Annotated in this window: 18 protein-coding genes; 11 read left to right on the top strand and 7 right to left on the bottom strand. The window is 63.1% G+C overall.

Annotated elements, in window-relative coordinates; all coding sequences use genetic code 11:
• Positions 1 to 7: 7 nt before the first annotated feature.
• Both FJW05_RS16800 and FJW05_RS16795 read right to left on the bottom strand, forming a co-directional pair.
• The gene (locus tag FJW05_RS16800) at positions 8 to 685 is read right to left on the bottom strand and encodes a restriction endonuclease (RefSeq protein ID WP_181164975.1); all 678 of its coding nucleotides are present in this window, start codon (positions 683 to 685) and stop codon (positions 8 to 10) included.
• Positions 686 to 909: 224 nt separating this feature from the next.
• On the bottom strand, positions 910 to 1,812 hold the full coding sequence (locus FJW05_RS16795) for a LysR substrate-binding domain-containing protein (protein WP_140634096.1): 903 nt from the start codon (positions 1,810 to 1,812) through the stop codon (positions 910 to 912).
• An 89-nt stretch (positions 1,813 to 1,901) separates the two neighbouring features.
• Between FJW05_RS16795 and FJW05_RS16790 the strand changes: the two genes are divergently transcribed.
• From FJW05_RS16790 to FJW05_RS16775, 4 genes are all read left to right on the top strand, one after another.
• Positions 1,902 to 3,452 (top strand): trimethylamine methyltransferase family protein, encoded by a 1,551-nt coding sequence (locus FJW05_RS16790; RefSeq protein ID WP_140634094.1) that lies wholly within the window; start codon positions 1,902 to 1,904, stop codon positions 3,450 to 3,452.
• A gap of 64 nt (positions 3,453 to 3,516) precedes the next feature.
• The gene (locus FJW05_RS16785) at positions 3,517 to 5,166 is read left to right on the top strand and encodes an ABC transporter substrate-binding protein (RefSeq protein WP_140634093.1); all 1,650 of its coding nucleotides are present in this window, start codon (positions 3,517 to 3,519) and stop codon (positions 5,164 to 5,166) included.
• Positions 5,167 to 5,258: 92 nt separating this feature from the next.
• Positions 5,259 to 5,732 (top strand): DUF3828 domain-containing protein, encoded by a 474-nt coding sequence (locus tag FJW05_RS16780; protein WP_140542723.1) that lies wholly within the window; start codon positions 5,259 to 5,261, stop codon positions 5,730 to 5,732.
• Between the two features lie 4 nt (positions 5,733 to 5,736).
• A complete protein-coding gene (locus tag FJW05_RS16775; RefSeq protein ID WP_246673485.1) occupies positions 5,737 to 6,345 on the top strand; it encodes a hypothetical protein in 609 nt (202 codons plus the stop codon).
• A 68-nt stretch (positions 6,346 to 6,413) separates the two neighbouring features.
• Here FJW05_RS16775 and queF read toward each other — a convergent pair whose 3' ends face one another.
• On the bottom strand, positions 6,414 to 6,875 hold the full coding sequence (gene queF / locus FJW05_RS16770) for a preQ(1) synthase (protein ID WP_095818451.1): 462 nt from the start codon (positions 6,873 to 6,875) through the stop codon (positions 6,414 to 6,416).
• 78 nt (positions 6,876 to 6,953) lie between these two features.
• On the opposite strand from queF, the gene FJW05_RS16765 reads away from it, so the two are divergent.
• Entirely contained in the window at positions 6,954 to 8,999 is a 2,046-nt protein-coding gene (locus tag FJW05_RS16765; RefSeq protein WP_140634091.1) for an NADH:flavin oxidoreductase, read from the top strand.
• A gap of 95 nt (positions 9,000 to 9,094) precedes the next feature.
• On the opposite strand, the gene FJW05_RS16760 is transcribed toward FJW05_RS16765, so the two are convergent.
• A complete protein-coding gene (locus FJW05_RS16760; protein WP_140634089.1) occupies positions 9,095 to 9,502 on the bottom strand; it encodes a hypothetical protein in 408 nt (135 codons plus the stop codon).
• Positions 9,503 to 9,641: 139 nt separating this feature from the next.
• On the opposite strand from FJW05_RS16760, the gene FJW05_RS16755 reads away from it, so the two are divergent.
• Entirely contained in the window at positions 9,642 to 10,079 is a 438-nt protein-coding gene (locus tag FJW05_RS16755) for a MarR family winged helix-turn-helix transcriptional regulator (protein ID WP_140634087.1), read from the top strand.
• Here FJW05_RS16755 and FJW05_RS16750 read toward each other — a convergent pair.
• Positions 10,070 to 10,804 carry a polysaccharide deacetylase family protein gene (locus FJW05_RS16750; RefSeq protein WP_140634085.1) on the bottom strand — a complete coding sequence of 245 codons (735 nt, stop codon included), beginning with the start codon at positions 10,802 to 10,804 and terminating at the stop codon, positions 10,070 to 10,072. The genes FJW05_RS16755 and FJW05_RS16750 overlap by 10 nt on opposite strands.
• A gap of 75 nt (positions 10,805 to 10,879) precedes the next feature.
• A complete protein-coding gene (locus FJW05_RS16745; RefSeq protein ID WP_140634083.1) occupies positions 10,880 to 12,949 on the bottom strand; it encodes an EAL domain-containing protein in 2,070 nt (689 codons plus the stop codon).
• Between the two features lie 298 nt (positions 12,950 to 13,247).
• On the opposite strand from FJW05_RS16745, the gene FJW05_RS16740 reads away from it, so the two are divergent.
• Together FJW05_RS16740 and tdh are read left to right on the top strand one after the other, a co-directional pair.
• The gene (locus FJW05_RS16740; protein ID WP_140634081.1) at positions 13,248 to 14,435 is read left to right on the top strand and encodes a glycine C-acetyltransferase; all 1,188 of its coding nucleotides are present in this window, start codon (positions 13,248 to 13,250) and stop codon (positions 14,433 to 14,435) included.
• A 104-nt stretch (positions 14,436 to 14,539) separates the two neighbouring features.
• The gene (tdh, locus tag FJW05_RS16735; protein WP_140546807.1) at positions 14,540 to 15,574 is read left to right on the top strand and encodes an L-threonine 3-dehydrogenase; all 1,035 of its coding nucleotides are present in this window, start codon (positions 14,540 to 14,542) and stop codon (positions 15,572 to 15,574) included.
• A 79-nt stretch (positions 15,575 to 15,653) separates the two neighbouring features.
• Here the strand turns inward: tdh and FJW05_RS16730 are convergent, their stop codons facing one another.
• The gene (locus FJW05_RS16730) at positions 15,654 to 16,091 is read right to left on the bottom strand and encodes a MarR family transcriptional regulator (protein WP_140546806.1); all 438 of its coding nucleotides are present in this window, start codon (positions 16,089 to 16,091) and stop codon (positions 15,654 to 15,656) included.
• A 127-nt stretch (positions 16,092 to 16,218) separates the two neighbouring features.
• Between FJW05_RS16730 and hmgA the strand changes: the two genes are divergently transcribed.
• Genes hmgA through FJW05_RS16715 form a run of 3 tightly spaced genes read left to right on the top strand, consistent with a single transcriptional unit; the run spans position 16,219 to position 19,440 of the window.
• Positions 16,219 to 17,532, top strand: coding sequence for a homogentisate 1,2-dioxygenase (hmgA, locus tag FJW05_RS16725; RefSeq protein WP_140634079.1), 1,314 nt, complete (start codon positions 16,219 to 16,221; stop codon positions 17,530 to 17,532).
• 10 nt (positions 17,533 to 17,542) lie between these two features.
• A complete protein-coding gene (locus FJW05_RS16720; RefSeq protein ID WP_140634077.1) occupies positions 17,543 to 18,430 on the top strand; it encodes an MBL fold metallo-hydrolase in 888 nt (295 codons plus the stop codon).
• Positions 18,427 to 19,440, top strand: a complete 1,014-nt coding sequence (locus tag FJW05_RS16715) for a fumarylacetoacetate hydrolase family protein (RefSeq protein ID WP_140634075.1) — start codon at positions 18,427 to 18,429, stop codon at positions 19,438 to 19,440. Before FJW05_RS16720 ends, FJW05_RS16715 begins: the two co-directional genes overlap by 4 nt.
• The last annotated feature ends 8 nt before the right edge of the window (positions 19,441 to 19,448 follow it).

The following is a 19,448-nucleotide window of genomic DNA, read 5'->3' as shown; positions in this document are numbered from 1 at the left end:
TCCTGCCTTAGGCTAATTCGTCCTCGTTCCAACGGTATTTCATGATCCACTCAAGCACAGCTTTTCCGTCGTGAACTTTCATCTCTTCTGGCTTTATCTCGGCAAAGGTCTTCGCCTCTTGACTATAGGTTGATCCTGAAACGACGATACCCCCTTTCATATCCCAAGCTTTTGCAGCACCATATATCTGTTGGACAACGGGCCTCCCCACAGAGCGTCTGGCCTTTCCGGCCCGCTCTTGCGGTTGTTTCACTTGGACAGCAAAGATAGTCGGATCAGTGCGTTCATCCTGGACCGCGAGGAAATCAATGCCGCCGTCACCTGTGCGGCGAAACAGGTCTACCTTAAAACCTCGTCGCGCGAAAATCTCAGCGCAAAGTTGTTCGAAATCGTCGCTGCTCACAGATGGCAATGCCTCAGGGTTTTCTGCAAGCGCGTCTATCAATTGCTGAGAGCAAAACTCTTGTACCGGAACAAATTGCCCGTTTTCCTCCTTCAACCTTCTTAGGTATCGATCGCCGATCATGATGCCAGCCTCTTCCAAGGCCGTTATACCGACAAGGCGTTCACCTTTACCCACGATTGAGTCACCAAAATCGAGTGAGTATTCGGAAATGATTTGAGACCATATTCTCGCCCAGCAAAGGTGACTATGGTCGTCATCCGTTGTAGGAACATAAAGCATATTAGATCCAAGGCAGTAACGCATCGGGGACGCGCGTATTCGACGAACTCCTTCCGGTGATAATTCGAGCTTGCGGGCCAATCTATAGAAGCGTTGGTCGCGTTCGGAGTATGTCGCAATTACCGTTCCCATTTTTCCCTAGGCAATGACATAAACAACCAAAAACCTCTGGGTATAAGTTCTATCCAAAAATCATAGAGTTGCACAACGACAAATTGATAGCTTCACGCCTGCGCCACCAGCCAGTCCCTGACCCTGCGCGCATTCTCGCTGAGGTCGCGGTTCTTCGGCCAGATGACGTGGAAGCCGATGCCGGTCCGCATGACATGATCGGTCACCGGCACCAGCAGCCCTGATGCCACCAGCCGCTCAACCAGATGCCGCCACCCGAGCGAGATGCCTTGTCCCTCCATCACCGCTTGGATCACCAACGCATAATCGTTGATGCGCAGGCCGCGTTCGGCGTTGCGCAGGCTGGTTCCGGCCGAGGCGAACCATTCGTCCCAATTCGGCGCCTCGCGATAGGGTTCCTCGAGATGGATCAGCCGGTGCGTTGCCAATTCCTCGACCGTCTTCGGCTTGCCGAATTTGGCGAGATAGCTCGGGCCGGCGACCGGGAAGATCTCTTCGTCGGAGAGCGACAGCGAGTGATAGTCCGGCCAGTCGCGCGGGACGCCGCCGCGCACGCCGAGCGGAATCCCCTCGGCGATGATATCGAGGTCGCGGTCGGCGGTCTGGATACGCAGGTCGATACCCGGCAGTTCGTCGCGGAACTGCTGCAGGCGCGGCATCATCCAGAACGAGCCGAAAGCCGTCGAGGCGGCTAACGTCACGTGCCCGCCGGTCGCCTGCAGGCGCAGATCCTCCGCCGACTTGCGGATATGCGACAGGCCGAGCGAGACGTCGGCATGGAAGCGCTCGCCGGCTTCCGTCAGAAGCACCTGGCGGTGGCGCCGCTGGAAGAGCTTGGCGCCGAGCTGCTCCTCCAGCCCGCGCACGGCATAGGAAACGGCGGCCTGCGTCATGCCGAGCTCGCGCCCAGCGGCGGTGAAGCTCGACAGCCGCCCGGCGGCTTCGAAGACGATGAGGCTGCCGGCCGAGGGCAGGAGGTGGCGCAGGCTTCGCATAAGGTGAACTTATACAGAAGATCAGGATTTTCCAGCGTCACAGCCATATTTTGCCTCGCTAACGTGAGTGGCGGGAAGAAGGAGCCTCCATGAACGCACCGGCCGTTGAATTGACCGAACAGACCCACCGCCGCGGCGGTGGCCGTCTTGGCCGCAAGGCGCTGAGAAGCGCGCCGATCGCGTCCTTCCCGACCCTTGTGCGCAAGATCCCCGTCTATGAGATCGTGCCCGACGAGGCGGTGGAGCTGATCCACGAGGAATCGCTCAAGATCCTCGAGGAGGTGGGCTGCGAATTCCGCGACGACGGGGCGATAGAGCTCTGGAAAGCGGCCGGCGCCGATGTCAGGCAAACGCGCGTCCGCATCGACCGCGCGCTCTTGATGGAACTCGTCTCGAAAGTTCCGCCTGAGTTCACGCTCAACGCGCGCAATCCGGAGCGCACCGTGCGCGTCGGCGGCAAGAACTCGATCTTCGTGCCGATGTATGGCGCTCCCTATATCCGCGACGTCGACAACAAGCGCCGCTACGGCACGCTCGCCGACCTCAACAATTTCCACAAGATGGCCTACATGGCGCCGGCGCTGCATTCGTCGAGCTCGGTCATCTGCGAGCCGATGGAAATCGCGGTGCCGAAGCGGCATCTCCACATCATCCATTCGGCGCTGAAACATTCCGACAAGCCGTTTATGGGCATCGTGACGTCGAAGGAGCGCGCCGAGGACACGATGGCGATGGCTGGCATCGTCTTCGGCGAGGACTTCGTGCGCGACAACCCGGTGCTGGTGGCGATCACCAACTGCAATTCGCCGCTGGTCTGGGACGCCACCATGATCGACGCCATGCGGGTCTATGCGAGCCACAACCAGCCGCTGATCCTGGCGCCTTTCGCGCTGTGCGGCGCCTCGACCTCGGCCTCCGCCGTCGGCGCGGTGGCGCAGGTCAACGCCGAGGCGCTCGCCGGCGTGGCGCTCACTCAGCTCATCCGGCCCGGCTCGCCGCAGCTCTACGGCCAGTTCATGGTCACAGTCGACATGAAGACCGGCGCGCCGATGGGCGGCACGCCGGAAGCGGCGCAGATGATGTATCTGATGGGCGCCCTGGCCAGGAAATACAAGCTGCCGTGGCGCACCTCCGGCTTCCATGTCGGCTCCAAGCTCAACGACGCCCAGGCCGGCTATGAAGCGAACATGCTGATGCATGCCGCGATCCTTTCCGGCGCCAATTACATCTGGCATTCCGCCGGTTGGCTGGAGGCGGGCCTCACCTGTGGCTATTCGAAATTCGCCACCGACTGCGAGCAGCTCGTCGGCTGGTATAAATATGCCGGCGGCGTTCCCTTCGACGATTTCAAGGAAGCGATGGCGGCAATCCGCGAGGTCGGCCCGCAAGGGCATTTCCTCGGCACGCAGCACACGCTCGAGCATTTCGAGAGCGCCTTCTTCATGCCCAACATCATGGACTTCAATTCGTTCGAGCAGTGGAGCGCCGAAGGCGCCAAGGACCACGATACGCGCGGCCGCGAAAAGGCGCGCGCCATGCTGGCCGACTACCAGGAGCCGAAACTCGACGAGGGCATCGCCGAGGGTCTCGCGGATTTGATCGCGCGGCGTGAGGAAAAGCTGCCGGACAGCGTTAGTTGATGCAGATCAACGACAGTTGAAACCAACCGGGCGAAGACCTGAAGAAATCAATGGGAGAACGAGAATGACACTTTTCAGAAGCAATGGCGACCGGGTCCCGGCCGCTATCGAGGCGATGGCGAAGGAGGCGCGGGCGGGCCGCGTCGACCGGCGCGAATTCCTGGCCCTGGCAAGCGCCTTCGGCGCATCGACGGCTTTCGCCTATGGCATGCTCGGCCTTGCCGCGCCGACCAAGGCCCTAGCCGACGAGCCCAAGAAGGGCGGTACGCTGCATGTCGCGATGTCGGTCAAGGCGCAGAAGGATCCGCGCACCTATGATTGGACGGAGATGGCAAACGTCACCCGCACGTGGCTGGAACCGCTGGTGCGCTACACGCACCAGTTCACTTTCGAGCCGGTGCTGCTCGAAAGCTGGGACGTCAATGACGACGCCACCGAATACACGCTGCATCTGCGCAAGGGCGTGACCTGGAACAATGGCGATGCCTTCAACGCCGATGATGTGGTTTTCAATCTGAATCGCTGGTGCGAGAAGGGGGCGTCCGGCAATTCCATGGCGGCTCGTGTCGGCGCGCTGATCGATGCCAAGACCGGCAAGGCCAAGGACGGCGCGATCACCAAGGTCGATGACCATACGGTCAAGCTGAAGCTCAACGAAGCCGACATCGCGATCATTCCCGGCCTCACCGACTATCCCGCCTTGGTCGTGCACCGCGACTTCGACAAGGACGGCGCCGATCCGATCAAGAAGCCGATCGGCACCGGAGCTTTCGAGCTGGTGTCCTATTCGGTTGGTCAGAAGGCGGTGGTCAAGCGCCGCGAGAACGGCAAGTGGTGGGGCGGCGAAGCGCCGCTCGACGGGGTGGAATTCATCGACTACGGCACCGACTTCAACGCCACGCTCAACGCCTTCGATTCCGGCGAGATCGACCTCGACTTCGAAACGCCGGCCGATTTCATCGACCCGCTCGACAAGATGGACCTGGTGAAGTCGGAGGTCGCGACGGCGACCACGCTGGTCGCCCGCACCAACATCACGCACAAGCCCTATGACGACAAGCGGGTGCGCAACGCGCTGCAGATGGCGGTCGACAACAACCAGGTGATGCAGCTCGGCTACAATGGCCGCGGCACGGTCGGTGAGAACCATCATGTCGCCCCGATCCATCCCGAATACTACCCGCTGCCCAAGAAGGAGCGCGACGCCGCCGGCGCCAAGAAGCTGATGGCCGACGCTGGCCAGGCCGATTTCGAGCATGAGCTGATCACGGTCGAGGACGAATGGCAGAAGAACACCGGCGATGCGATTGCCGGCCAGCTGCGCGACGCCGGCATCAAGGTGAAGCGCACGGTGCTGCCCGGCTCGACCTTCTGGAACGACTGGACGAAATATCCCTATTCGATGACCATCTGGTACATGCGCCCGCTCGGCGTGCAGGTGCTGGCGCTCGGCTACCGCACCGGCGAGGCCTGGAACGAGACGGCCTATTCCAACCCCGAGTTCGACGCCAAGCTCAAGGAGGCGCTGTCGCAGATCGACGTCGCCAAGCGCAAGGAGGTGATGAAGGATGTCGAGCAGATCCTGCAGGATTCCGGCGTCATCATCCAGCCTTTCTGGCAGAAGCTCTACTGCCACATGAACAAGAAGGTGAAGAACTATTCGATGCACCAGACCTACGAAATGGACTTCCAGAACGTCTGGCTGGATGCCTGAGCGCGCCTGGACTTCATGAGCCGCAAAAAAGCCGGTATGCAGGATGCGTGGTGGCTATCTCGCCGCCACGCACCGAACCTCGGAGATCCTGCATGAAGCCGATAGTGCTTGCCGCTGCCATGTCGATTGCCTTGCCCGGCGCCGTGCTTGCCGGGCCGGCTTCCAACACTGTGAAGTTCTTCTATGTGCCGGAAGTGAGGTTCGAGGCGGACGCCAAATACCGCGACCGCTTCACCGAGCCGGTGACCAAGCTGTTCGAAGCCAACGACAAGGCGCAGAAGGAGAAGCCCGACGAGGTGTCCTGCATCGACTTCGACCCCGGCCTCGACGCCCAGGACTTCGATCAGAAGACCCTGTCGAAGACGCTGAAGCTCACCGAGGCCGTCAATGGCGACACCGCCGAGGTGACGGCAAGCTTCAATCTTTTTCCGGAAGGCGATGACTCCAAACGCGAAATGGTGTGGTCGCTGAAGAAAGTGGACGGCAAGTGGAAGATCGCCGATATCACCTCAAAGACCAGCGACTGGAAGCTCAGCGCGCTGGAATGCGGCGCCTCGACGGAGTGACGCCGTGCTTCGCTGGTTCGTCCTCGTGCTGTCGAGCTTGTCGATGCTGGCCGCGGGGCTGAATGGCGGAGCCTCGGCGCAGGCGCTCTTCGGCTCGCCGCCCCCGAACGCGTCTTCAGGCGACAAAGCGCCAGCGGATAATAGTTCGCCGCCAGCGGTCGACAAGTCGCCGCCTGCCGCGGCGCCGGAAAGCAAGCCGGCCGAACCGGCGCCCGTCGCACCTGTCCTGCCCGGATCGCCGACCGCGGTGGTGAAGCCGTTCTACGAACATGTCGGGCTGGAACTCGACCCTTCTCAGCGCAAGAACTTCATCGATCCGGCGAAAACCGTGCTCGACAAGAGCGATGCGCTACGCGTCTCGGGGCAGGGCGAGTGCCTCGACCCCAACATGGCGCTCGACAATGCAGATTACGACAAGCTCGCCATCGACCGGAGCCTGCGCACCATCGAAGCCGTCAATGGCGACGAGGCCAAGGTGGTCGTCGCCTTCGTCGTCGAAGGCCATCAGCATCGCTTGGAATGGAAGCTGAAGAAGGTCGGCGGCGCCTGGAAGGTCTCCGACCTTCTGTCGGTCACCGGCGAATGGGCGCTCAGCCAATATCAGTGCGAATGATAATGGTTATTGAAGATCAGGGCTGGCGTTCCTTCGCGCGCTGTCTCGCCAGCCTTTCGCAACAAATTTCAGCCCCTTCCGCGATAAGGCGCAACGCCGGTATCCGGCAGCCATACGTCCTTCGGCGGCGCGCCGGTCTGCCAGAAGACGTCGATCGGAATGCCGCCGCGCGGGAACCAATAGCCGCCGACGCGCAGCCAGAGCGGCTTGGTCGCCTCCACGATGCGGCGGCCGATCATCACCGTGCACTCCTCATGGAAGGCGCCGTGGTTGCGGAACGAGGTCATGAACAATTTCAGCGACTTCGATTCCACCAGTGTCCGGTCGGGCGCGTAGTCGATGACGATGTGGGCGAAGTCGGGCTGGCCGGTGACCGGGCACAGCGAGGTGAATTCGGGGCAGGTGAAGCGCACGATCGCCGGCGGGCCGTCGCCGCGCTGGAACGGCACGGTCTCCAGGACCGCCTGTTCGGGGCTCTGTGGCGTCTCGACGTGCTTGCCGAGCTGGGTGAGGTTCTTGGCGTCGGTCATGGTGGCTCCTTGCTGCCGCAAGCCAATCGGGCGCGGCTGTTGGCGGCTCCTTAACACAATTGAAATGGCAGGAAGAAGATGACCAGCAACGACCCGCTTCTCCAACCCTATCAGCTCAAGCACCTGACGCTGAAGAACCGGGTGATGTCGACCAGCCATGAGCCGGCCTATTCCGAGGACGGCATGCCGAAGGAGCGCTACCGGCTTTATCATGCCGAGAAAGCCAAGGGTGGCATGGCGCTGACCATGACGGCGGGCTCGGCGATCGTCTCGCGCGACAGCCCGGCCGCCTTCGGCAACCTGCATGTCTATGACGACAGGATCGTGCCGTGGTTGGCCGAACTCGCCGATGCCTGCCATGAACATGACTGCAAGGTGATGATCCAGATCACTCATCTCGGCCGTCGCACCGGCTGGAACAAGGCCGACTGGCTGCCGGTGCTGTCGGCCTCGCCGGTGCGCGAGCCGGCGCATCGCGCCTTCCCGAAGACCATCGAGGAGTGGGACATCGAGCGCATCGTCGCCGACTATGCCGCGGCCGCGCAGCGCTGCCAGGCAGCCGGGCTCGACGGCATCGAGTTCGAATCCTACGGACATCTGATGGACGGCTTCTGGTCGCCGCTCACCAACCATCGCGACGACGAGTTCGGCGGCTCGCTCGACAACCGGCTGCGCTTCACCGACATGGTGCTCGACGCCGTGCGCGCCGCGGTCGGTAAAGAATTCATCGTCGGCATCCGCATGGTCGCCGACGAGGACGTCGAAAAGGGCATTTCGAAGGAAGTTGGCGTCGAGATCGCCAGGCGCTTGGCCTCATCCGGCAAGGTCGATTTTCTCAACATCATCCGCGGCACGATCGAGACCGACGCGTCGCTGACCAAGGTCATCCCGGTGGCCGGCATGCGGTCCTCGCCGCATCTCGATTTCGCCGGCGAGGTGAGGGCAGCGACGAAGTTCCCGACCTTCCATGCGGCGCGCATTTCCGATGTCGCCACGGCCCGCCACGCCATCGCCACCGGCAAGCTCGACATGGTCGGCATGACCCGCGCCCATATCGCCGATCCGCATATCGTCCTGAAGGTGATGGAGGGTCGCGAGCACGAGATCCGGCCTTGCGTCGGCGCCACCTATTGCCTCGACCGCATCTATGAGGGCGGCGAGGCGCTTTGCGTCCACAATGCGGCGACCGGCCGCGAGGCGACCATTCCGCATATCATCGCGAAGAGCGAAGGACCGAAGAAGATTGTTGTGGTGGTGGGCGCTGGCGCCGGCGGTCTGGAGGCCGCCCGCGTCGCGGCCGAACGCGGTCATCAGGTGACGGTGCTCGAGGCCTCCAGCCAGGCAGGCGGCCAGGTGAGGCTCGCAACCCAGAATCCACGCCGCAAGGAACTGATCGGCATTATCGACTGGCGATTGGCCGAGCTCGACCGCCTTGGTGTCGAGATCCGCTACGACACCTGGGCCGAGAAGGACGATGTGCTGGCGCTGGCGCCGGATGTGGTGATCGTGGCGACCGGTGGGATGCCGCAGAACCCGCCGCTGACGGCCGGCGACAATCTGGTGACCTCGAGCTGGGACATCATGGCTGGGAGCGTCAAGCCGGCCGAGAATGTGCTGCTTTACGACGACAATGGCGGCCATCAGGGCATGGGCGCCGCCGAGCTCATCGCCAACAGCGGCTCGAAGCTGGAACTGGTTTCGCCCGAGCGCTTCTTCGCGCCGGAAATGGGCGGCATGAACCACGTGCCCTATATGCGCGCCTTCCACGAAAAAGGCGTCACCGTCACCATCAACACCCGCCTGCGCTCGGTGCGGCGCGAGGGCAATCAGCTCGTCGCCGAGCTGGCATCGGACTTCGCCGAAGGCTGGCGCGGCGAGCGGCGCGTCGACCAGGTGGTGGTCGAGCATGGCACCGTACCGCTCGATGATCTTTATCTGTCGCTCAAACCCCTGTCGAAGAATTGCGGTGCCGTCGATTATGAGCGGCTGGTGAGCGGCGGCGACATCTTCCCCGCTCGCAATGCCGAAGGCGGCTTCGTGCTGTTTCGCATCGGCGACGCTGTCGCCTCGCGCAACATCCACGCCGCCATCTATGACGGCATCCGGTTCGGGATCAGGATCTGAGGGTTGTGACGCGCAACGGACCTTTGCAAGGAGAGCCACCTGCCGCTTTGGTCCGTTGCGCGCCGCGCCCGGTCGGTTTTGCCGGCCGTGCGATTTCAAAACAGCTTGGCAGACGCCATGCAAAACACGGTGATGACCAGCAGCCCGCCGGCAATGCGTTCGCCTCTGGTCATCTTCGCCCGCAGCTGGGTTTGCGTCGCCTGATCGGCACCGGCCAGCTGTCTGCTGGCGGAGGCGACAAGCGCGCCCTGCACGCCGGCGGCGACCAGCGCCGTCAAAATGCCCAGCGCCAGCACCTTCTCCATCGAGCCGAAAGCCCCCTCGTGGAAGAAATACCAAAGCAGTATGCCGGTCAGGAACGCCAGGCCGGAGGCGCCGAGCTGCGGTCGGATGAAGCGCTCCGCCTTGATCTCCGGATCGCGCGCAACCGCAATGGTTGTGCCGGCCCAGAACACGCCGGCCATGACGTGCAGACCGATGGTGACGATATAGACATATTGCATGACCGCATTCCTCTCTGCCGCCCGCCGCGCGTCGCAGCATGTCGACGCCATCAATAAGACAAAGTTAGATATCTAACGGTTAGATGTCAATCATGAAGCCAGGTTTCATGTTCCAATCGCTTTGCTCTACTGTCAGGTCATGACACCGTTTGACCGTCCGCCCGTCGGCATGACTCTGGCTCGCACCTCGAAAGTGGTGGCGCAGGCTTTCGACGCCGCGATGGTCGAGGCCGGCGGAACGCTGCCGGTCTGGGTGACCTTGCTATCGGTCAAGTCGAAGGAACTGGCGAACCAGCGCGAGCTTGCCGGCATGATCGGTATCCAGGGCGCGACTCTCACCCACCACCTCAACGGCATGGAGGCGCAAGGGTTGCTGACGCGCCGTCGCGATCCGGAAAACCGCAGGGTCCATCAAGTGGCGCTGACGGAAGCCGGCGAAGCGCTGTTCGAGAAACTACGGCTTGCGGCGGTCGCCTTCGACAAGCGTCTGCGGGCTGGCATCCCCGATGACAAGCTCGCCGAATTCACTGAGGTGCTTGCGGCGCTTAGGCGCAACGCCGAGCTGCCTCAGTCGTAACCCGTGATCGCGCCGAAGGCGTAGTGGCGCAGCTTGAGCGCCGCGATCAGCGCCGTCAGTTTCGTCTTGCCGTCAAAAGCGTCCTGGAACATTTCGTCATGCATGAGCAGGATCAGCTTGTTCGGCTTGGCGAAATGGCCATAGCCGAACAGATGGTCGATCTCGCTGACCAGATGGTCGATGCTCTGCACCGGCTTGCCGCTGTCTTCATGCACCCATTCGTGGTCCCAGCCGTAGAGCCAGAAGCCGGAGGCCGCGACGAATTCGTAGTCCGGATCCTCGCGCCCCGCCTCCGCCAGCCCGAGCGAATTGTCGTCCTTCGAGTAATTGGGCAGCCGGAACACGTCGCGTCCCGGCAGCCGCGCATGCACGGCCGGCTTGAGGCCGAGCACGGCATTGGCCCTGAGCATATCGGCGACAACACCTTCGGTATCGCCGTAAAAATGCCGGTAGTGATTGTAGGCATGGCTGTAGCTGTGATTGCCGATCGTCACCAGCGGCACCGATTTTGCTCGTTGCAGCAACGCCCGGTTGGTTGCGTTCGCCTCGGCGTGCATGCCGACCATGAACAGCGTCGCCGGCACCTGCTCGGCCTGCAGCACGTCGAGGATGTTGCTGGTGCCGTTCAGCGGACCGTCATCGAAGGTGAGATAAATGGTGCGATCGGCGGCCACTGCCGGCGATGCGATCGACAACAGCAGCGGCAGGATAAGACGAAGCGGCATCCGCGAGATCCGGTTGCGGTCTCTCAGGCCGCCATGGCTGAACCGACGTGTCAAGCTGGTTGAAGACTGGGCTAGTTAGGCCAAGCTGCCGTGCAGCACCTTCAGCTTCGCCTTCTTCGGGCTGCGCGCCAAAAGCCATTCGCGCGCTTTGTCCTGCGGCATCGGAAAGGCGATGGAATAACCTTGCACCTGGTCGCACCCGATCGCCATCAGCGAGTCGAGCTCGGCCTCGGTTTCGGCGCCCTCGGCGACGATCGAGATGCCCAGCCCCCGCGCAAGCTCGGTGATGGCGCGTACGATCTTGGAGTTGTCGCCGTTCTCGTTGATGTTCTGGACGAAGCGGCGGTCGATCTTGAGCCGGTCGATCTCGTTGGGGTTGACGTGGCTGAGCGAGGCATAGCCGGTGCCGAAGTCGTCAAGCTCGAGATGCACGCCGGCGGCGCGGATGTGGCGCAGCTTCGCGGCGATCCCGGTCTTCTCGTCATCGAGGATGACGGATTCCACGATCTCCAGCGCCAGCTTCTGTGGGGGCAGCCCGGCCCGCTCCAGCGTGCCGAACAGGAAGGCGTCGAAATCGGGCTCGCGCAGCTCCGTGCCCGAGACGTTGACGGCGAGGCGCCCGAAATCGATGCCGGCGCGGTTCCATTCGGCGGCTTCCTCGATCGCTTTGGCGATGACGATGCGGCCGATATCCGGCATGAAGCCGCATTTCTCGGCGACGGGGATGAATTCGCCGGGCGAGATCATGCCGCGCGTCGCGTGCTTCCAGCGCACCAGCGCCTCGATGCCGCTGATCTTGCCGCTGGTCAGCGATACCTGCGGTTGGAAATAGACCTCAAAACTCTTGTTGGCGATCGCCGTGCGGATGTCCTGTTCGAGCTGTTTGCGGTAGTCGAGCTCGCGGCGCAGTTCCTCGGAGAAGAAGGAGAAGTTGCCGCCGCCGAGCTTCTTGGCGGAATAAAGCGCGAGATCGGCATGGACGAGCAGGTCCTGCGCGTTGTCGGCGTCGACCGGATAGACGGCGATGCCGGCGCTGGCGCCGGGCATGATGGTCGTGCCCTGGAACGTGATCGGCTCGTTGATCTCGCCGAGAATGCGCTTGGCCAGCGCATGAATGTCCTCGGTGCTGCCGGCGCCGTTGAGGATCATGACGAACTCGTCGCCGCCGAGCCGCGCGCACAGATCCGACGCGCGGCAGGAATCGCGCATGCGCTGCGCGGTCACCACCAGCACGTAGTCGCCGGCGGCATGGCCAAGCGTGTCATTGATCTGCTTGAAGCGATCGAGATCGAGCTGGATCACCGCTAGCCGCTCGCGGCGGCGGTGCGCGCCCTTGATCAGCGTTTCGAAATGGTCGGTGAGGAAGGTGCGATTGTGCAGCCCGGTCAGGCCGTCATGCACGGCGATGAAAGCCATCGAGTTGCGCGCGTCGACCAGCTCGCGCGTCTTGCGCAGGATAGCGTTGGACATCGGCCGGAAGATGAACAGCGCGACCAGCACGATGACGCCGAGGGTGGCGAAGAACAGCGTGCGGTGCAGGTTGAGCAATTGACCGGAGCGTTCGTCGGCAAAGGCGCTGATGCGCTGGCCGAGCGCGGCATAGCCGGACAAGGTCGCATTGGCGACGGAGGCGTCGAGGCCGGCGCGCTCGGTGCCGCCCTTGTAGCCGTCGCTTTGCATGCCGAGTTGGGATCCGAAAGACGAGGCCAGTCGCTCGCCGTTGGCCACCAGGCCGACGGAGAAATAGTCGAGATGGAACGGCTTGCTGAACAGCACATATTCGATCGACTTGGGATCGTTGCGCGCCGGCGACAGCGGGTCGGCGCCGGTCTCGGTGAGCAGCCGGTCGTAGTTGGTCTCGAACTCGCCGGTCGCCTGCTTGAGCGCGGTCACCAGCGCCGGCTGCTTGTCGCGCGAGGCAGCACCCGTGGCGCTGGCCAGGAACACGATGCGCTGCGACAGCGCCTTCTGCGTCGAGACGATGTCGAGCAGTGCGTCGTTATGTTGCTGCTGCGCCATCAACTGCTGCAGAAGAATGAAGGACGCCACCACCATGGCGGCGATGATCGTCAGCGCCAGCCAGTAGCCGGTCTTGATGAGCAGGATCAGCGTGCGTGAAACGCTCTGCACTGGCTGCTGCGACATAACTGGGTGACCCCTCCGGTCGACGGATTCCTGCCAAGGATTCGTGGCGGGTAAATGCTTGCCTTGAAAGGGTTAACAGGTCGGCAAGGGGGAGCGGCGGCTGTCATGGCGGTTCGACAATGCTTGCAAGATGGTTATCACGTCCTTTCCCGCACCCCGTTTTTTTATCGTATTGCCGCCCCGCCATCGCAGGGATTGCGACCGGGCTTTCGCAGCGCCACCGAAGCGGTCGCTTTTGCGATGGATTTTTCGTGCCCGTAGCGCGACAGTCCGGCCTCGAACCGAACAGGGCCGGACTATGAGCAAAGCATTCCTTTCCTATATCGACAGCGAGCTTCAAGGCCTGAAATCGGCCGGACTCTACAAGTCCGAGCGGGTGATCTCCTCGATGCAATCCGCCGAGATCGAGGTCGGCGGCGAAAAGGTGCTGAATTTCTGCGCCAACAACTATCTCGGCCTCGCCGACAGCCCGGATTTGCGCGATGCGGCAAAGCACGCGCTCGACCGCTACGGCTACGGCATGGCCTCGGTGCGCTTCATTTGCGGCACGCAGGAGGAACACAAGCAACTCGAAGCGACGATCTCCTCCTTTCTCGGCATGGACGACACCATCCTCTATTCTTCCTGCTTCGACGCCAATGGCGGCCTGTTCGAAACGCTGCTCGGCGAGGAGGACGCCATCATCTCGGATGCGCTGAACCACGCCTCGATCATCGACGGTGTGCGGCTCTCGAAGGCCAAGCGTTTCCGCTACGCCAACAATGACATGGCCGATCTCGAGGCCCGGCTGAAGGAGGCCAAGGACTGCCGCTTCCGGCTGATCGCCACAGACGGCGTGTTCTCGATGGACGGCATCATCGCCAATCTCAAGGGCGTCTGCGACCTCGCCGAGAAATACGACGCCATGGTCATGGTCGACGACAGCCATGCGGTCGGCTTCGTTGGCAAGAACGGCCGTGGCTCGGCCGAGCATTGCGGCGTCGAGGGCAGGGTGGATATCATCACGGGCACGCTCGGCAAGGCGCTGGGCGGTGCCTCGGGCGGTTACACGTCGGGCAAAAGCCAGGTGGTCGACTGGCTGCGCCAGCGCTCGCGCCCCTATCTGTTCTCCAACACGCTGATGCCGGCGATCGCCGGCGCCTCGATCAAAGTCTTCGACCTGATCCGCCATGGCGACGCGTTGCGCGAGCGCCTATATGCCAATGCGGACCGGTTCCGCTCCAGGATGGGCAAACTCGGCTTCACGCTGGCTGGCGCCGATCATCCGATCATCCCGGTGATGCTGGGCGACGCGGCACTGGCGCAGGAGATGGCGCAGCGCATGCTGAAGCGCGGCATCTATGTCATCGGCTTCTCCTTCCCGGTGGTGCCGAAAGGCCAGGCGCGCATCCGCACGCAGATGTCTGCCGCCCATTCCAGCGCCGACATCGACCGCGCGGTCGAAGCGTTCGGGGCGATCGGCAAGGAACTGGGCATAATTGGATAATCGCGAATGTTTACGCTCTACGGCGCCCCTTTGTGGGGGAGATGTCCGGCGGGACAGAGGGGGGCGAGAAGGAACGCAAGCCTCCGCATTGTTTGGAGAGACGCATGTCGAACATGATGAAGGCGCTGGTGAAGGCCAAGGCCGAGCCGGGCATCTGGATGGAAGAGGTGCCGGTGCCGGAGATCGGCCCCAACGACGTGCTGATCAAGGTCAAGAAGACCGCGATCTGCGGCACCGACGTCCATATCTACAATTGGGACCAGTGGGCGCAGAAGACGGTGCCTGTGCCGATGGTGACCGGCCACGAATTCGTCGGCACGGTCGCTGATTTCGGCGCAGCGGTCACCGAATACAAGGTTGGCCAGCGCGTCTCGGGCGAGGGCCACATCGTCTGCGGCCATTGCCGCAACTGCCGCGCCGGGCGAGGACATCTCTGCCGCAACACGCTCGGCGTCGGCGTCAACCGTCCCGGCGCCTTCGGCGAGTATCTGGCGATCCCACAGCACAATGTCGTGCCGATCCCCGACGACGTGCCGGACGAGATCGCCGCCATCTTCGATCCCTTGGGCAATGCGGTCCACACCGCCTTGTCCTTCGATCTGGTCGGCGAGGACGTGCTGGTCACCGGCGCAGGCCCGATCGGCATCATGGGCGCGCTGGTGGCGCAATGCGTCGGCGCCAGAAAGGTCGTCATCACCGACATCAATCCGGTCCGGCTGGATCTGGCGCGAAAACTCGGCGTGCAGCACGTCGTCGACGCCTCGAAGGAAAAGCTGCGCGACGTGATGCCGTCGATTGGCATGAGCGAAGGTTTCGACGTCGGGCTGGAGATGTCGGGCGCGGCTCCCGCTTTCCGCGACATGATCGACACCATGAACAATGGCGGCAAGATCGCCATCCTCGGCATCGCGCCGACCGGCTTCGAGATCGACTGGAACAAGGTCATTTTCAAGATGCTGCATCTCAAAGGCATCTACGGCCGCGAGATGTTCGAGACCTGGTACAAGATGATCGCCCTGGTGCAAGGCCCGCTGGATGTCTCGGGGCTGATCACCCATCGCATCGGGATCGACGATTTCCAGGTGGGGTTCGATGCGATGAGGAGCGGAAATTCCGGCAAGGTGGTGATGGACTGGTGAGGGGCTGAAGAGACGTCGAGTTCCTTCGCCCCCTCTGTCCGGCAGGACAGAGGGGGGCGCTGTCCCGCCGGCCTCTCATCTACTTTCCCTCCAAAGCCCCTTCCAGCGCAGCCACCCCTCTCGCAATCGCCACCCGCTCGTCCACACTCAGCCTCCCCAGCAACTCCCTTTCAAACGCCTTCGCCAGCGGCACCATCTCGCGATAGGCCGCGAGCCCAGCCCTGGTCAGCGCCAGGCGCTCTACGCGGCGGTCGTTCTCATCCGGCGTGCGCGTCAACCACCGCCGCCGTTCCAACTCGGCTACCGCGCGCGACACCTTGGTCTTGTGCATGGCCGACTGTTCGCCGAGTTCGGTCGCCGTCATCGTGCCCCGCTCGCCAAGTCCCGACAGCGTGCGCCATTCCGGCCGCGTCAGACCGTGGCGCTCCTTGTAGATGCGCGAAAATTCGCGGCTGACGGTATCCGCCAACCGATAGAGTCGGTAGGGCAGGAAGCTTTCCAGCTCGAGGATTTCCATGGTCGCACCGCGAAAGCGTCAGCCGTTGATAGTTACATTTTCAATGGTTACAAATGAAACCAGTTTGGTCAACATCGCCGGCAGGCCAGGTTCTTGAAGCTTGCAAGTCGGGATCAGGGAGGATCGGATGGGCTTTTCCTACATGCCGGGTTTCGGCAATGATTTCGAGACCGAGACGCTGCCCGGGTCGCTGCCGCAGGGCCGCAACTCGCCGCAGCGGCCGGCCTACGGCCTCTATGCCGAGCAGCTTTCGGGCTCGCCCTTCACCGCGCCGCGCGGCACCAACGAGCGCTCCTGGCTCTACCGCATCCGTCCGAGCGTAAAGCACACCGGCCGATTCAAGGGCGCCAGCTACCCCTTGTGGAAGACCGGGCCCAATATCGGCGACCACGAGCTGGCGCTCGGCCAATACCGCTGGAACCCGACGCCGATGCCGACCGAGCCGACCGACTTCATATCCGGCATGCGTACCTTTACCACGGCCGGCGATGCGGTTGGCCAGTCGGGCATGGCCGCGCATGTCTATGTCGCCAACCGGTCGATGGTTGACGATCATTTCTTCAACGCCGACGGCGAGTTGCTGGTCGTGCCGCAGGTGGGCGCGCTGCGCTTCGTCACCGAAATGGGCGTGATCGAGCTTCGCCCCGGCGAGATCGCGGTGCTGCCGCGCGGTCTCGTCTTCAAGGTCGAGCTCGCCGACGAGGAGGCACGCGGCTATGTCTGCGAGAATTACGGCGCCAAGTTCACCATGCCCGACCGCGGCCCGATCGGCGCCAATTGCCTGGCCAATCCGCGCGACTTCAAGACGCCCTGCGCCTGGTTCGAGGAGAAGGAGACGCCCTGCCGGCTGATCGTCAAGTGGTGCGGCGCCTTCCACGTCACCGAACTCGGCCATTCGCCGCTCGACGTCGTCGCCTGGCATGGCAACTACGCGCCCTACAAATATGATCTGGCGACGTTTTCGCCCGTCGGCGCCATCCTGTTCGACCACCCCGATCCATCGATCTTCACCGTGCTGACGGCGCCGAGCGGCGAGGAGGGCACGGCTAATGTCGACTTCGTCATCTTCCCGCCGCGCTGGCTGGTGGCCGAAAATACGTTCCGTCCGCCCTGGTACCACCGCAACATCATGAGCGAGTTCATGGGCCTGATCCACGGCCAGTACGACGCCAAGGAGGAAGGTTTCGTGCCCGGCGGCATCAGCCTGCACAACCAGATGCTGGCGCATGGCCCGGACGCTTCCGGCTTCGAGAAGGCGACGCGCGCCGACCTGAAGCCGGTCAAGCTCGACAACACCATGGCCTTCATGTTCGAGACGCGCTTTCCGCAGATGCTGACGCGCTACGCCGCCGAGCTCGGCACCTTGCAGGAGAACTATATCGACTGCTGGGCCGACCTGAAGAAGCGTTTCAACGGCACCCCGGAAGGCGACTGGTCTTGAGGCACGCCCGATGAATGACCGGCTGGTGCTTCTGGGCTCCAAGGGCGGCCCGGCGTTGCGGCCGGGCGGTCCATGGCCGACCTCCTCGCTGCTGGAACTCGGTGGACGAACCATTGTTGTCGATTGCGGGCTGGGCGTCACGCGCGGCCTGGTCGATGCCGGCCTAAACCTGAAGGCGCTCGACCTGATCTTCGTCACGCACCTGCATTCGGACCACGTTCTGGAACTCGGGCCACTGATCCACACCGCCTGGACGGCGGGGCTGGCGACGCCGGTGACCGTTTTTGGCCCACCCGGCACGGGGCATTATTGGCAATGCTTCTGCCAGGCGATGGAGTTCGACATCGAGATCCGCATCATCGACGAAGGCAGGCCGGACATCCGCGACCTGATCACGGTCGGGGAGTTCGGCGAAGGGTCGGTTCTGGACGAGCGAGGTCTGACGGTGACTGCGTTGCGCGTCGACCATCCGCCGGTCACCGACTGTTTTGCGTTGCGTTTCGAGCAGGGCGGCAAGAGCGTGGTATTTTCCGCCGACACTGCCTTCTTTCCGCCACTGGCTGAGTTTGCCAAAGGAGCCGACATCCTTGTCCATGAGGCCATGCTGGAGGAGGGCGTGGAGCGACTGGTCGCCCGCACCGGCAACGGCGCGCGGCTGCGCGAGCATCTCCTAGCCAGCCACAGTTTTGCCGACGAAGCAGGCCGCATCGCCAGCGAGGCCGGGGTGAAGCGGCTGGTGCTCAACCATCTGATACCAGCCGATGATCCGGCAATCGGCGAGGCCGACTGGACCGCCGCCGTCAGGAAAACTTGGTCCGGCGACTTGACGATTGCCCGCGACGGCCTTGTTGTGGGGCTAAGCGGTCAGAAGGCCGCATCAGGAGAGGAAACCGCATGAAGCTTGCCACATTGAAGAACGGGACGCGCGACGGAAAACTGGTCGTGGTCTCGCGCGATCTGACGCGGTTCACCGACGCTTCCTTCCTGGTGCCGACGCTGCAGGCCGCGCTCGACGATTGGCGCCGCATTGCGCCGCATCTGGCGGCCATGGCCGAATCGCTTGAGACCAACGCAGTTCCCTCGGCGCGTTTCCACGAGCACGACGCGCATTCGCCGCTGCCGCGCGCCTATCAATGGGCGGACGGCTCGGCCTATGTGAACCATGTCGAGCTGGTGCGGAAGGCGCGCGGCGCCGAGATGCCGGCAAGCTTCTGGACCGACCCGCTGATCTACCAGGGCGGTTCGGACTCCTTCATTGCGCCGCGCGATCCGATCCGCATGGCGGACGAAACCTTCGGCATCGACATGGAGGCCGAGGTCGCCGTCGTCGTCGACGATGTGCCGATGGGCGCCAGTCTGGAACAAGCGAAGCAGGCAATCCGCCTCATTATGCTGGTCAACGACGTCACGCTGCGCGCCATCACCGGGCCGGAACTGGCCAAAGGCTTCGGTTTCTTCCAGTCGAAACCCTCGTCGGCCTTCTCTCCGGTCGCGGTCACGCCCGACGAGCTGGGCGATGCCTGGGACGGCGGCAAGGTCAATCTCTCGCTGTTGGTCGACGTTAACGGCAAGCCGTTCGGCCGCGCCAATGCCGGCGTCGACATGACCTTCGATTTCCCGACGCTGATCGCGCATGCCGCGAAAACCCGGCCGCTCGCCGCCGGCAGCATCATCGGCTCGGGCACCGTCTCCAACAAGCTCGACGGCGGCCCGGGCAAGCCGGTTTCGGCGGGCGGTGCCGGCTATTCCTGCATTGCGGAACTGCGCATGATCGAGACCATCGAAGGCGGCGAGCCGAAGACGCCCTTCCTGCGTTTCGGCGACACGGTGCGCATCGAGATGAAGGACAGAACCGGCCATTCGATCTTCGGCGCCATCGAGCAGAAGGTCGAGAAATACGAGGAGTGAGGGGAGCA

This window comes from Mesorhizobium sp. B2-9-1 (assembly GCF_006439455.1).
GTDB lineage: Bacteria > Pseudomonadota > Alphaproteobacteria > Rhizobiales > Rhizobiaceae > Mesorhizobium.
Note: the sequence above shows the minus strand (reverse complement) of the source record. Positions and strands in the feature narration are given on the sequence as shown.

Bases quoted from the DNA above. Each gene is read 5' to 3' on its own strand.
- FJW05_RS16800 (WP_181164975.1), bottom strand. From the start codon at position 685: ATGCTTTATGTTCCTACAACGGATGACGACCATAGTCACCTTTGCTGG.
- FJW05_RS16795 (WP_140634096.1), bottom strand. From the start codon at position 1,812: ATGCGAAGCCTGCGCCACCTCCTGCCCTCGGCCGGCAGCCTCATCGTC.
- FJW05_RS16790 (WP_140634094.1), top strand. From the start codon at position 1,902: ATGAACGCACCGGCCGTTGAATTGACCGAACAGACCCACCGCCGCGGC.
- FJW05_RS16785 (WP_140634093.1), top strand. From the start codon at position 3,517: ATGACACTTTTCAGAAGCAATGGCGACCGGGTCCCGGCCGCTATCGAG.
- FJW05_RS16780 (WP_140542723.1), top strand. From the start codon at position 5,259: ATGAAGCCGATAGTGCTTGCCGCTGCCATGTCGATTGCCTTGCCCGGC.
- queF (WP_095818451.1), bottom strand. From the start codon at position 6,875: ATGACCGACGCCAAGAACCTCACCCAGCTCGGCAAGCACGTCGAGACG.
- FJW05_RS16765 (WP_140634091.1), top strand. From the start codon at position 6,954: ATGACCAGCAACGACCCGCTTCTCCAACCCTATCAGCTCAAGCACCTG.
- FJW05_RS16760 (WP_140634089.1), bottom strand. From the start codon at position 9,502: ATGCAATATGTCTATATCGTCACCATCGGTCTGCACGTCATGGCCGGC.
- FJW05_RS16755 (WP_140634087.1), top strand. From the start codon at position 9,642: ATGACACCGTTTGACCGTCCGCCCGTCGGCATGACTCTGGCTCGCACC.
- FJW05_RS16750 (WP_140634085.1), bottom strand. From the start codon at position 10,804: ATGCCGCTTCGTCTTATCCTGCCGCTGCTGTTGTCGATCGCATCGCCG.
- FJW05_RS16745 (WP_140634083.1), bottom strand. From the start codon at position 12,949: ATGTCGCAGCAGCCAGTGCAGAGCGTTTCACGCACGCTGATCCTGCTC.
- FJW05_RS16740 (WP_140634081.1), top strand. From the start codon at position 13,248: ATGAGCAAAGCATTCCTTTCCTATATCGACAGCGAGCTTCAAGGCCTG.
- tdh (WP_140546807.1), top strand. From the start codon at position 14,540: ATGTCGAACATGATGAAGGCGCTGGTGAAGGCCAAGGCCGAGCCGGGC.
- FJW05_RS16730 (WP_140546806.1), bottom strand. From the start codon at position 16,091: ATGGAAATCCTCGAGCTGGAAAGCTTCCTGCCCTACCGACTCTATCGG.
- hmgA (WP_140634079.1), top strand. From the start codon at position 16,219: ATGGGCTTTTCCTACATGCCGGGTTTCGGCAATGATTTCGAGACCGAG.
- FJW05_RS16720 (WP_140634077.1), top strand. From the start codon at position 17,543: ATGAATGACCGGCTGGTGCTTCTGGGCTCCAAGGGCGGCCCGGCGTTG.
- FJW05_RS16715 (WP_140634075.1), top strand. From the start codon at position 18,427: ATGAAGCTTGCCACATTGAAGAACGGGACGCGCGACGGAAAACTGGTC.